Source organism: Pseudomonas sp. HY2-MNA-CIBAN-0224 (genome assembly GCF_040310285.1).
In the GTDB taxonomy this organism is placed as follows: Bacteria; Pseudomonadota; Gammaproteobacteria; order Pseudomonadales; family Pseudomonadaceae; genus Aquipseudomonas; species Aquipseudomonas helleri.
The window spans coordinates 1-11,610 of sequence record NZ_JBEOPQ010000098.1; the positions used below are offsets into that span (position 1 = coordinate 1).

Here is an 11,610-nt window from a genome sequence, read left to right on the forward strand (position 1 = left end):
GAGCTTGCCTCGCGATCTTTAAACGATCAAAAGATCGCGAGGCAAGCTCGCTCCTACAAAGGGCACCACTTTAAAACAGTTTCAGCGGCTCTTCATTGAGCGCCGAAAGTTGCTCGCGCAACGCCAGCACCTGGTCGCCCCAATACCGCTCGCTGCCAAACCACGGGAAGCTGTGCGGGAACGCCGGGTCGTCCCAACGGCGGGCCAGCCAGGCACTGTAGTGCATCAGGCGTAAGGCGCGAAGGGGTTCGATCAGGGCCAGTTCACGGGGGTTGAAGTCGTGGAACTCGCTGTAGCCATCCATCAGTTCGGACAGTTGGCCGAGGCATTCCTGGCGATCACCGGCCAGCATCATCCACAGGTCTTGCACCGCCGGGCCCATGCGGCAGTCGTCGAGGTCGACAATGTGGAACACCTCGTCGCGGCACATCATGTTGCCGGGGTGGCAGTCGCCGTGCATGCGAATGTTGCTGTGCGGGGTGGCGGCGTACACGTCTTCGACACGCTTGAGCAGATCGCGGGCCACCGACTCGTAGGCCGGTAACAGGCTGCGCGGGATGAAATTGCCTTCGAGCAAGGTGTTCAGCGAGTCATGGCCAAAATTCTTCACGCCCAGGGCTTCGCGGTGTTCAAAAGGCTTGGTGGCGCCCACCGCATGCAGACGTCCGAGCAGTTGGCCGAGGCGGTACAGTTGGTCAAGGTTGCCCGGCTCGGGGGCACGGCCACCGCGTCGCGGGAACAAGGTAAAGCGAAAACCCTGGTGTTCGAACAGGCTTTGGCCGTTATGAATGATCGGCGCCACCACCGGCACTTCGCAGTCGGCCAGTTCGAAGGTAAAGCGGTGTTCTTCGAGGATCGCTTCGTTGGTCCAGCGCTGCGGGCGGTAGAACTTCGCGATCAGCGGCTCCGAGCCTTCGATACCGACCTGGTATACGCGGTTTTCGTAACTGTTGAGGGCGAGCACGCGGGCGTCGCTGAGGAAACCGATGCTTTCGACGGCGTCGAGCACCAGATCAGGGGTAAGTGTTGCGAACGGATGAGACATGCTGACTCCTGCGCGCAGCAGGCTGCCGCGTCCGGCCAAGCATGTTAACGCAGACTGACCCCTGTAGGAGCGAGCTTGCCTCGCGATCTTTTAAAAGAGCAAAAGATCGCGAGCAGCAAGGGTCCATCGCTAAGCGCCGACGATCCCGCCATCTTCGCGGCTGATGGCCATGACCGAGGAGCGCGGTTTGCCGTCGGGCAGGTGCTCGGGGAAGGTTGAGCCGCCGTTTTCGCCGGGGTGCTGGATGCCGACGAACAGGGTTTTTTGATCGGGCGAGAAGCTGATGCCGGTCACTTCACAGCCCACCGGGCCGACCATGAAACGACGGATTTCACCGCTGTCGGGGTCGGCGCAAAGCATTTGGTTATTGCCCATGCCGGCGAAGTCGCCGCTGTTGCTGTAGTCGCCGTCAGTCAGGATCCACAGGCGCCCGGCGTCGTCAAAACCCAGGCCGTCGGGGCTGTTGAACATGTTCTGCGGGGTGATGTTGGCCGAGCCGCCTTTGGGCTGTTTTGGGTGCACCACCGGGTTGCCCGCGACCACAAACAGGTCCCAGTCGAAGCTGTCGGCACCGTGGTCATCGTTGTGGGCTTTCCAGCGCAGGATCTGCCCGTAAACGTTCTTTTCGCGCGGGTTAGGGCCGCCGACGGGTTGGCCGTCTTCGCCGCGTTTGGCGTTGTTGGTCAGGGTGCAATACACCTGGCCGTCTTTGGGGCTGACCACGATCCACTCCGGGCGGTCCATGCGCGTGGCGTTGACCACGCTGCCCGCGAGCCGGGCGTGGATCAGCACTTCGGCCTGGTTGGCGAAACCCTGGCTGGCGTCGATGCCGTTTTGGCCGTGGCGCAGTTCGATCCACTGGCCTTGGCCTTTGGGGTGATCGGGGTGCTTGTCGCCCGCATCGAAGCGCGCCACATACAGCGTGCCGTGGTCCAGCAGGTCGCGGTTGGCCTTGGGGTTGTGGGTGTCGATGCGGTCGCGGCTGATGAACTTGTAGATGAACTCACCGCGTTCGTCGTCGCCCATGTACACCACGGCGCGGCCATCACGGGTCTGTGCCAATGCGGCGTTTTCGTGTTTGAAGCGGCCCAGCGCGGTGCGTTTGACCGGCAACGATTTAGGGTCGAACGGGTCGATTTCGACCACCCAGCCATGGCGGTTGAGTTCGTTGGGGTTGGTCGCCAGGTCGAAACGCGGGTCGTGCAGGTGCCAGTTGATCTCGCGGCTGGCGAGTGTGGCGCCATAGCGCTTTTGCGCGGCGTCGAAGGTCTGCTGGGGGTCTGAGCTGCCAAAGCAGTCGGTGAAGTTTTCTTCGCAGGTGAGGTAGGTGCCCCACGGTGTTTTGCCATTGGCGCAGTTCTGGAAGGTGCCCAGCACCCGTGCGCCATTGATGTCGGCCTGGGTGCGCAGCAAGGCGTGCCCTTCGGCCGGGCCGCTGAGGCGGATCGGCGTGTTGCCGTGGATGCGCCGGTTAAAGGGCGAGTCCTGGACGAACTGCCAGCCGTCGCCTTTGCGCTGCACTTCAATCACCGACACGCCTTCGCTGGCTTGGGCTTTGCGCACCTCTTCGGCCGATGTCGGCAAGCCGCCGTGGTGGTACAGGTAGCGGTAATTGGTGTATTCGTTGTTGATCGCCAGCAGGGCGCGGTTGGGGTCGTCGGGGAAGGCGAACAGGCTCATGCCGTCATTGTTGTCGCCAAACTGCACTTCCTGAGCATCGGCGCTGCCATTGCCGCTGGGGTCAAAGGCCGGGCCGTTGGTGTGCAGGGGCTGGCCCCAACTGATCAACACCGAGGCGCGGTAGCCGGGTGGCAAGCTGAGGCTGTCGCTGGTGGCGGCGTTGATGCTGGCAAAGCCCAGCAAGGGGCTTGCGGCCGAGCTGACCCCGGCGGCCAGCGCGCTGCGGCTGAGCAGGTTGCCACCCAGAAACATCGCCGCGCCGCATAGGGCGCCTGCGCTGATAAACCCGCGTCGACTCAAGCCAACAATGCGCTCAAGGTCGGTGGGGTGTTGATCATCCAGGAGGTTCATAGTGCGCAGGCCTTTTAAGGTTTTTGCGCAACCTTAAGCAGCGGTTATGACAGTGGTGTTGCAGAAAACGTGTGGGAGCGGGCTTGCTCGCGATGGCATCGGTGCGTTCAAAGGGTCGACCGAGGTGTCTGCATCGCGAGCAAGCCCGCTCCCACAAGGCCGTTAGAGGGGCGTGCCGAGCAACACCAGGGTCGGTGAAAACTGCACATTGACCTCGCTGCCCACCGCCAACTGGAGTGTTTCGAGGTGTTGCGGTTCGCTCAGGGCGCACAAGGTTTGGCCGCTGGGCAGGCTGATGCGCACTTCGCTGGGGCTGTCGTCGGCGTCGAGGATCTGTTCGATGCGCCCGCGCAGCAGGTTGTGCCCAGCCATCAATGGCTGGTCGGGTGCCGTCAGTTGCAGCCAGCCCGCCTTGATCAACGCCACCACCGGGGTGTCGACGCCCAGTTCCAGACGCTGGGTGCTGTCGTGGGTGATTTGCGCGTGCAGTGTCAGGCCGCCGGGCAGTTGCAGTTCAATCAGGTCGTTGTGGCCATGGCTGTGGATGGACTTGACGCTGCCGTGCAACTGGTTGCGGGCGCTGGTTCTGAGCATCAAGCGGCCTAGCAGGTCGAGGTCGCTGGCGTCTTCGGCGGCGTCCAGCACTTGGCTTTGAAGGGCTTGCAGGCGTTGATAGAGGCGCATCACCCGTTCCCCGGCCACCGACAGGCGTGCACCGCCGCCGCCTTTGCCGCCCACGCTGCGTTCAACCAGCGGGGTTTGTGCCAGGTTGTTCAGCTCGTCGATGCTGTCCCACGCCGCTTTGTAGCTGATGCCCGCGCTTTTGGCGGCGCGGGTGATTGAGCCTTGCTCGGCGATGTGCTGCAACAAGGCAATGCGCTGCGGGCGGCGAGCAATGTGCTGGGTCAGCAAAGTCGGTAGTTGCATGGGGGCGTCATTCGCAAAGCAGAGTGAGCCCCGGAAAGTGCCTGCTCAGCCCCGTGGCGTCAAGGCGGTGCGTCGGGCCTGGGCGTGCGCGCCAGGCAATACACATCTACCTGTCGCGCGCCGGCCTGACGCAACAGGCGCGCCAAGCTTTGCGCGGTGGCGCCAGTGGTCAGCACGTCGTCCACCAGCGCCAGGTGCAGGCCGCGTACTTCAACCTGCGGGGCCAGGCTGAAGGCGTGGAGCAAGTTGCGCTTGCGGGCCTTGGCGTCCAGCGCCTGCTGCGCGGCGGTGTCTTGGTGGCGCAGCAGCCAGTCGTCGTGACACGGGATACCCAAATCGCGGCTCAACCACTGGGCGAGCATGGCGGCCTGGTTGTAGCCGCGCTGGCGCAGGCGCTGGGTGGACAGCGGCACCGGCAGTAAACAGTCGGGTTGAGGGTCGCCAGTGTTGAACCGATCACGCAGCGATTGGCCGAGAATGTCGGCCAACAAGCGGCCATACGGCCAGCGGCTGTTGTGCTTGAAGCGGATGATCAAACTGTCAATGGGGAAGCCGTACACCCACGGCGCGTACACCGATTCGTAGGCCGGTGGGTGCTTGATACACAGGCCGCAGGTGAGCCCGGCCATTGGCAGCGGCAATGCGCAACGCTGGCAACGGTCACCCAGCCAGGGCAGCTCCAGTTCGCAGGCCGCGCAGAGTGGCAGCGGGGTGTCGGTGCGTTCATCGCACACTAAACACGTTTGGTTAATTAATAACCACTTGTCAACCACGCTAAACAAGCGTGGTTGACAAGTCATGTAGCATCCTCAAACATATCGCGCATCCGTGCCGTGCCTGAGGCGGTTGCTTCAGGTTCAAGTCCCAGCATAAACAAGAGAATCGCCGATGAGCGCCAGCACCCATGCCAACTTGCGACATGATTGGTCTTTAGCCGAAGTTCGAGCGTTGTTTGTCCAGCCGTTCAATGACCTGATTTTTCAGGCGCAGACCGTGCACCGCGCGCATTTCGACGCCAATCGGGTGCAAGTTTCGACGCTGCTTTCGATCAAAACCGGGGCCTGCCCGGAAGATTGCAAATATTGTCCGCAGTCCGGTCACTACAACACCGGGCTGGAAAAAGAGAAGTTGATGCAGGTGCAGGCGGTGCTTGAAGAGGCGGCGCGGGCCAAAGCCATCGGCTCGACGCGTTTTTGCATGGGCGCGGCCTGGAAGCACCCGTCGGCCAAAGACATGCCCTACGTGCTGGAAATGGTCAAAGGCGTGAAGGCCATGGGCCTGGAAACCTGCATGACCCTGGGCAAGCTCGATCAGGAGCAAACGGCGGCGCTGGCGCACGCGGGGCTGGATTACTACAACCACAACCTCGACACCTCGCCCGACTTTTACACCAGCATCATCACCACCCGTACCTACAGCGAACGCCTGCAAACCTTGAGCTACGTGCGCGATGCGGGGATGAAGATCTGTTCCGGGGGCATTCTGGGCATGGGCGAGTCGCTGGACGACCGCGCCAATCTGCTAATCCAGCTGGCTAACCTGCCCGAGCACCCGGAGTCGGTGCCGATCAACATGCTGGTGAAAGTGGCGGGCACGCCGCTGGCCAATGCCGAGGACATCGATCCGTTCGACTTCATCCGCATGCTGGCCGTGGCGCGTATCTTGATGCCACAAAGCCATGTTCGCCTGTCGGCCGGGCGTGAAGCCATGAACGAGCAAATGCAGGCGCTGGCGTTCTTTGCCGGGGCCAACTCGATTTTCTACGGCGACAAATTGCTGACCACCGCCAACCCGCAGGCGGACAAAGACATGCAGCTGTTTGCGCGCCTGGGCATCTTGCCCGAAGCCCGCCAGGAACACGCCGATGAAGTGCATCAGGCGGCGATCGAGCACGCGCTGATCGAGCAAAAATCCAGCGAGCAGTTCTATAACGCTGCGGTGTAAGCCTCTACACAATCCTCCCTGTAGGAGCGAGCTTGCTCGCGATCTTTTAAAAGCTCGCGAGCAAGCTCGCTCCTACAAAGTCTTCTGCGTTTTCCGAGGCCAGCATGTCTTTTGATTTAAGCGCCCGTCTGGCCGCGCGTCGTGCCGACAATCTTTACCGTCAACGACCATTGCTTGAGAGCCCGCAAGGGCCGCAGGTGGTGGTCGATGGTCAGCCGCTGTTGGCCTTCTGCAATAACGACTACCTGGGCCTGGCCAATCACCCGCAGGTGATCGAAGCCTGGCAGGCCGGTGCGTCGCGTTGGGGCGTGGGCGGCGGGGCGTCGCATTTGGTCGTTGGTCACAGCGGCCCGCATCACGCGCTGGAAGAAGCCCTGGCCGAGTTCACCGGGCGCCCGCGTGCGCTGCTGTTCAGCAATGGCTACATGGCCAATCTGGGGGCGGTCACTGCCCTGGTCGGGCAGGGCGATACGGTGCTCGAAGACCGTCTCAATCACGCCTCGTTGCTGGATGCCGGTTTGCTCAGCGGCGCGCGCTTCAACCGTTATTTGCACAACGACGCGGCCAGCCTGGCCAAGCGTCTGGAGAAAGCCTGCGGCAACACTTTGGTGGTCACCGACGGCGTGTTCAGCATGGACGGCGATGTGGCCGACTTGCCGAGCCTGGCCCGTGAGGCCAAGGCCAAAGGCGCCTGGCTGATGGTCGACGATGCCCACGGCTTTGGCCCGCTGGGTGCGCAGGGCGGCGGGATTGCCGAGCATTTTGGTCTGGGCGTGGACGACGTGCCGGTACTGGTGGGCACGCTGGGCAAAGCGTTCGGCACCAGCGGTGCGTTTGTGGCGGGCAGCGATGAGCTGATCGAGAGCTTGATCCAGTTTGCCCGGCCTTATATCTACACCACCAGCCAGCCGCCCGCGCTGGCCTGCGCCACCCTCAAAAGCCTTGAACTGTTGCGCAGCGAGCACTGGCGCCGTGAGCACCTGAACACCCTGATTCGCCAGTTCCGCAGCGGCGCCGAGCAGATCGGTTTGCAGTTGATGGACAGCTTTACGCCGATTCAGCCGATCGTGATTGGCGACAGTGGCCGGGCGTTGCGTTTGTCTGCGATGTTGCGTGAGCGCGGTTTGCTGGTGACCGCGATCCGCCCGCCGACGGTACCGGCGGGCAGTGCGCGGTTGCGCGTGACCTTGTCGGCGGCCCACACAGAGGCTCAGGTGCAGCTATTGTTAAGCGCACTGGATGACTGTTGGCGAAAGCTGGAGCCCGACCATGCGTGATCGTCTGATTTTGCTGCCCGGCTGGGGCTTGGGGATTTCCCCGCTGGAACCGTTGGCCGCAGCCTTGCGTGGCCTGGATGAGCATTTGCGGGTTGAGGTCGAACCGCTGCCGGTGCTGGAGTCAGCACAACTGGGCGACTGGCTCGACGAGCTGGACGCCAACCTCCCCGACAACGCCTGGCTGGGCGGCTGGTCTCTGGGCGGGATGCTCGCCAGTGAGTTGGCCGCCCGCCGTGGCGATCGCTGCTGCGGGTTGGTCACTTTGGCCAGCAACCCGAGTTTTGTTAGCCGTGAGGACTGGCCAACGGCAATGCCGAACGCCACGTTCGAGGCGTTTATCTCAGGCTTCGCTGAAGCGCCGCACAGCACCTTCAAGCGCTTTGCTCTGCTGTGTAGCCAAGGCGCGGCAGACCCGCGCGCCATGGCGAAATTGCTCTTGGGCGCAGCCCCCAAAGCACAGCCGGCACCCTTGTTGGCCGGGCTGGAATTGCTGGGCCAACTGGATGTGCGCCCCGCACTGCAAGCCTTCAACGGGCCGCAACTGCATCTGTTTGCCGGGACCGACGGGCTGGTGCCGGTGGCGGCGGCCGAGGCGTTGCTGGCGCTGTTGCCCGATGTCGAAGTGGGTCTGATTGAACAGGCCTGTCATGCCTTTTTACTGGAAGCGCCCCACGAACTGGCGGCCGCGATTCAGGCTTTTTTACATGAGCTGGACGATGACTGATCTCAGTGTTGCAACGTGTGCAGGCCACCTGCCGGACAAGCGTCAGGTGGCGGTGTCGTTTTCGCGTGCGGCGGCCAGTTACGACAGTGTGGCCGAACTGCAACGTGACGTCGGGCATGCGTTGCTGGCGCGTTTACCGGCTGATCTGGCGCCGCAGCGCTGGTTGGATCTGGGCAGCGGCACGGGCTATTTCAGCCGGGCCCTGGCGCAGCAATTTCCCCACCGTGAAGGGCTGGCGCTGGACATTGCCCAGGGCATGCTGGCGTACGCCCGGCCCTTGGGCGGCGCCACGCATTTTATCGCCGGGGATGCCGAAAGCTTGCCGCTGCAAGCCGACAGTTGCGACCTGATATTTTCCAGCCTGGCGTTGCAGTGGTGCGGTGATTTTGCGCGGGTGCTCAGCGAAGCCCGTCGTGTGCTCAAGCCGGGTGGCGTGATGGCGTTTGCCAGCTTGTGCGTGGGCACGTTGAGTGAGCTGCGTGACAGTTGGCGGGCCGTGGACGGGCAAGTCCATGTGAACCGCTTTCGTGAATTTGCCACCTATCAGCAGCTGTGCGCTGACAGCTCGATGCGCGTGCTGGACTTGCAGAGTCAGCCCCATGTGCTGCACTACGCGCAGGTGCGCCAACTGACCCATGAATTGAAAGCATTGGGTGCGCATAATCTGAACCCGGGTCGCCCGGAAGGGTTGACCGGCAGAGCGCGGCTGCAGGCTTTGGTTAGCGCTTATGAGCAGTTTCGTCAGCCACAAGGGCTACCGGCAACCTATCAGGTGGTCTACGGCATCCTGGAGAAAACGCGATGAGCCCAGCGTACTTCATTACGGGAACCGACACTGATGTCGGCAAAACCACGATTGCCGCCGGTTTGTTGTATGCCGCGCGCGAAGCCGGATTGAGCACCGTGGCTGGCAAGCCGGTGGCTTCGGGCTGTGAGATCACCCCGCAAGGGCTGCGCAATGCCGACGCGCTGGCATTGATGGCCGAGAGTTCTGTGACGTTGACCTATGACGAGGTTAACCCGGTGGCTTTTGAGCCGCCCATCGCCCCGCACATTGCGGCGCGTGAAGCCGGCCAGGTGGTCAATGTGCAGACCTTGCTCGCGCCCATGCGCCATGTGCTGGCCCAGCAGGCCGACTTCACCTTGATTGAAGGGGCGGGAGGCTGGCGAGTCCCGCTGTCGGGGCAAGACAGTTTGTCGGACCTGGCGCAGGCCCTCGACCTGCCAGTGATTCTGGTGGTCGGCGTGCGCCTGGGGTGCATCAGCCATGCCTTGTTGACCGCCGAAGCCATCGCCCGCGACGGCCTGCAACTGGCCGGTTGGGTGGCTAATATCATTGGCCCGAAAACAGCGCGCCTTGAAGAAAACCTCGCCACCCTGGCTGAGCGCCTGCCGGCCCCTTGCCTGGGCCGCGTGCCCAAACTCAAAACCGCCTCGGCGCAAGCGGTGGCTGAACACTTGCAGCTGGACCTGCTGGACTGAGCCCTAAACTGCGGGCTTGTCTTGCGATCTTTTAAAGATCAAAAGATCGCGAGGCGAGCTCGCTCCTACAGGATTCCATGCACTTCTCTTCTCTGAGATCTGTTCGTACCAAGACGAACGGAGGCTTCGCGCTGCTTGACAACAAATGGGCGTAAACGTATGTTTCAAACACCTGTTTGACCGCAATAACAAATCTACGCGGTTGTTCATCCCCGGATTCATCAGCAGAGGTTTATCGCTATGCCTGATTACAAGGCCCCCTTGCGTGATATTCGCTTCGTTCGTGACGAACTGCTCGGTTACGAAGCGCACTATCAGAGCCTGCCGGCTTGCCAGGACGCTACGCCAGATATGGTTGACGCCATTCTTGAAGAAGGCGCCAAGTTTTGTGAGCAGGTGCTGGCACCGCTGAACCGCGTGGGTGACATCGAAGGCTGCACCTGGAGTGAATCCGGGGTTAAAACGCCGACAGGCTTTAAAGAAGCCTACAAACAATTCGTTGAAGGCGGCTGGCCAAGCCTGGCCCACGACGTCGACCACGGCGGCCAGGGCCTGCCGGAGTCCTTGGGCCTGGCGGTGAGTGAAATGGTCGGTGCGGCCAACTGGTCGTGGGGCATGTACCCGGGCCTGTCGCACGGCGCGATGAACACCATTTCCGAGCACGGCACTCCGGAGCAGCAAAACACCTACCTGACCAAGCTGGTAACCGGCGAATGGACCGGCACTATGTGCCTGACCGAGTCGCATTGCGGTACCGACCTGGGCCTTCTGCGCACCAAGGCTGAGCCTCAGGCTGATGGCTCGTACAAGATTTCTGGCACCAAGATCTTTATCTCGGCCGGTGAACACGACATGGCCGACAACATCGTCCACATCGTACTGGCCCGCCTGCCGGATGCACCGGCTGGCACCAAAGGTATCTCGCTGTTCATCGTGCCCAAGTTCAAGGCTAACGCCGACGGCACTCTGGGTGAGCGCAACGCCGTGTCCTGTGGCTCGCTTGAGCACAAAATGGGCATCCACGGTAACGCCACCTGCGTGATGAACTTTGACGGCGCCACCGGCTTCTTGATCGGCCCGCCGAACAAAGGCCTGAACTGCATGTTCACCTTCATGAACACCGCACGTCTGGGCACTGCACTGCAAGGCCTGTCCCACGCAGAAATCGCCTTCCAGGGCGGCTTGAAATATGCCCGTGACCGTCTGCAAATGCGTTCGCTGACCGGCCCTAAAGCCCCTGAAAAAGCGGCTGACCCGATCATCGTTCACCCGGACGTGCGTCGCATGCTGCTGACCACCAAAGCGTTTGCTGAAGGCAACCGCGCCATGGTGTATTTCACCGCCAAGCAAGTCGACATCGTGAAATACGGCGTTGATGAAGAAGAGAAGAAAAAAGCCGACGCGCTGCTGGCGTTCATGACGCCGATTGCTAAAGCGTTCATGACCGAAGTGGGCTTCGAAGCCGCTAACCACGGCGTGCAAATCTACGGCGGCCACGGCTTTATCGCTGAGTGGGGCATGGAGCAGAACGTTCGCGACAGCCGCATTTCGATGCTGTACGAAGGCACTACCGGCATCCAGGCTCTCGACCTGCTGGGCCGTAAAGTGCTGATGACTCAAGGCGAAGCGCTCAAGGGCTTCACCAAGATCGTCCACAAGTTCTGCCAGAACAACGAAGGCAACGAAGCGGTTAAAGAGTTCGTCGCACCGTTGGCTGCACTGAACAAAGAGTGGGGCGAGCTGACCATGAAGGTCGGTATGGCGGCCATGAAAGACCGTGAAGAAGTGGGGGCGGCCTCGGTCGACTACCTGATGTATTCCGGTTATGCGTGCCTGGCGTACTTCTGGGCTGACATGGCGCGTCTGGCGGCTGCAAAACTGGCCGAAGGCACTTCTGAAGAAGCCTTCTACAACGCCAAGCTGCAGACTGCACGCTTCTACTTCCAGCGCATCCTGCCGCGTACCCGCACACACGTTGCGGCCATGTTGTCGGGTGCTGCCAACCTGATGGACATGAAAGAAGAAGACTTCGACCTGGGCTACTAAGCCCCGGTGAGTCACCTTGAAAAGCCGCTTCTCCTTCGGGAAAGCGGCTTTTTTGGTTTATGTGGCGCGATTCAATCGTGTAGGAGCGAGCTTGCTCGCGATCTTTTAAAAGATCAAAAGATCGCGAGCAAGCT

10 protein-coding genes are annotated in these 11,610 nt (G+C 61.8%); 6 read left to right on the forward strand and 4 right to left on the reverse strand.

What is annotated here, in order from left to right; translation table 11 throughout:
* Positions 1 to 70: 70 nt before the first annotated feature.
* The 4 genes from AAEZ03_RS24765 to AAEZ03_RS24780 form a co-directional block, all read right to left on the reverse strand.
* Positions 71 to 1,045, reverse strand: a complete 975-nt coding sequence (locus AAEZ03_RS24765; RefSeq protein ID WP_123750880.1) for a serine/threonine protein kinase — start codon at positions 1,043 to 1,045, stop codon at positions 71 to 73.
* Positions 1,046 to 1,174: 129 nt separating this feature from the next.
* Positions 1,175 to 3,076, reverse strand: coding sequence for a PhoX family protein (locus AAEZ03_RS24770; protein WP_123750881.1), 1,902 nt, complete (start codon positions 3,074 to 3,076; stop codon positions 1,175 to 1,177).
* A 162-nt stretch (positions 3,077 to 3,238) separates the two neighbouring features.
* Complete coding sequence (locus AAEZ03_RS24775; RefSeq protein ID WP_123750882.1) at positions 3,239 to 4,003, reverse strand: TOBE domain-containing protein; 765 nt, start codon at positions 4,001 to 4,003, stop codon at positions 3,239 to 3,241.
* Between the two features lie 59 nt (positions 4,004 to 4,062).
* Positions 4,063 to 4,803 carry a ComF family protein gene (locus tag AAEZ03_RS24780; RefSeq protein WP_350582253.1) on the reverse strand — a complete coding sequence of 247 codons (741 nt, stop codon included), beginning with the start codon at positions 4,801 to 4,803 and terminating at the stop codon, positions 4,063 to 4,065.
* 88 nt (positions 4,804 to 4,891) lie between these two features.
* Here AAEZ03_RS24780 and bioB point away from each other — a divergent pair, with 88 nt between their 5' ends.
* From bioB to AAEZ03_RS24810, 6 genes are all read left to right on the forward strand, one after another.
* Positions 4,892 to 5,947 carry a biotin synthase BioB gene (bioB, locus tag AAEZ03_RS24785; RefSeq protein WP_350582255.1) on the forward strand — a complete coding sequence of 352 codons (1,056 nt, stop codon included), beginning with the start codon at positions 4,892 to 4,894 and terminating at the stop codon, positions 5,945 to 5,947.
* A gap of 104 nt (positions 5,948 to 6,051) precedes the next feature.
* Positions 6,052 to 7,224, forward strand: a complete 1,173-nt coding sequence (gene bioF / locus AAEZ03_RS24790) for an 8-amino-7-oxononanoate synthase (RefSeq protein WP_350582257.1) — start codon at positions 6,052 to 6,054, stop codon at positions 7,222 to 7,224.
* A complete protein-coding gene (locus AAEZ03_RS24795) occupies positions 7,217 to 7,948 on the forward strand; it encodes an alpha/beta fold hydrolase (protein WP_350582260.1) in 732 nt (243 codons plus the stop codon). Before bioF ends, AAEZ03_RS24795 begins: the two co-directional genes overlap by 8 nt.
* Complete coding sequence (gene bioC / locus AAEZ03_RS24800; RefSeq protein WP_350582262.1) at positions 7,941 to 8,753, forward strand: malonyl-ACP O-methyltransferase BioC; 813 nt, start codon at positions 7,941 to 7,943, stop codon at positions 8,751 to 8,753. Before AAEZ03_RS24795 ends, bioC begins: the two co-directional genes overlap by 8 nt.
* Positions 8,750 to 9,430 carry a dethiobiotin synthase gene (gene bioD, locus AAEZ03_RS24805; protein WP_153356989.1) on the forward strand — a complete coding sequence of 227 codons (681 nt, stop codon included), beginning with the start codon at positions 8,750 to 8,752 and terminating at the stop codon, positions 9,428 to 9,430. The genes bioC and bioD overlap by 4 nt, the downstream gene beginning before the upstream one ends.
* A 240-nt stretch (positions 9,431 to 9,670) precedes the next feature.
* Positions 9,671 to 11,476: a phenylacyl-CoA dehydrogenase gene (locus AAEZ03_RS24810; protein ID WP_048384927.1), complete on the forward strand. Its 1,806-nt coding sequence runs from the start codon at positions 9,671 to 9,673 to the stop codon at positions 11,474 to 11,476.
* Positions 11,477 to 11,610 lie beyond the last annotated feature (134 nt).

Bases quoted from the DNA above. Each gene is read 5' to 3' on its own strand.
- bioB (WP_350582255.1), top strand. From the start codon at position 4,892: ATGAGCGCCAGCACCCATGCCAACTTGCGACATGATTGGTCTTTAGCC.
- AAEZ03_RS24780 (WP_350582253.1), bottom strand. From the start codon at position 4,803: ATGACTTGTCAACCACGCTTGTTTAGCGTGGTTGACAAGTGGTTATTA.
- bioD (WP_153356989.1), top strand. From the start codon at position 8,750: ATGAGCCCAGCGTACTTCATTACGGGAACCGACACTGATGTCGGCAAA.
- bioC (WP_350582262.1), top strand. From the start codon at position 7,941: ATGACTGATCTCAGTGTTGCAACGTGTGCAGGCCACCTGCCGGACAAG.
- AAEZ03_RS24810 (WP_048384927.1), top strand. From the start codon at position 9,671: ATGCCTGATTACAAGGCCCCCTTGCGTGATATTCGCTTCGTTCGTGAC.
- AAEZ03_RS24795 (WP_350582260.1), top strand. From the start codon at position 7,217: ATGCGTGATCGTCTGATTTTGCTGCCCGGCTGGGGCTTGGGGATTTCC.
- AAEZ03_RS24765 (WP_123750880.1), bottom strand. From the start codon at position 1,045: ATGTCTCATCCGTTCGCAACACTTACCCCTGATCTGGTGCTCGACGCC.
- AAEZ03_RS24775 (WP_123750882.1), bottom strand. From the start codon at position 4,003: ATGCAACTACCGACTTTGCTGACCCAGCACATTGCTCGCCGCCCGCAG.
- AAEZ03_RS24770 (WP_123750881.1), bottom strand. From the start codon at position 3,076: ATGAACCTCCTGGATGATCAACACCCCACCGACCTTGAGCGCATTGTT.
- bioF (WP_350582257.1), top strand. From the start codon at position 6,052: ATGTCTTTTGATTTAAGCGCCCGTCTGGCCGCGCGTCGTGCCGACAAT.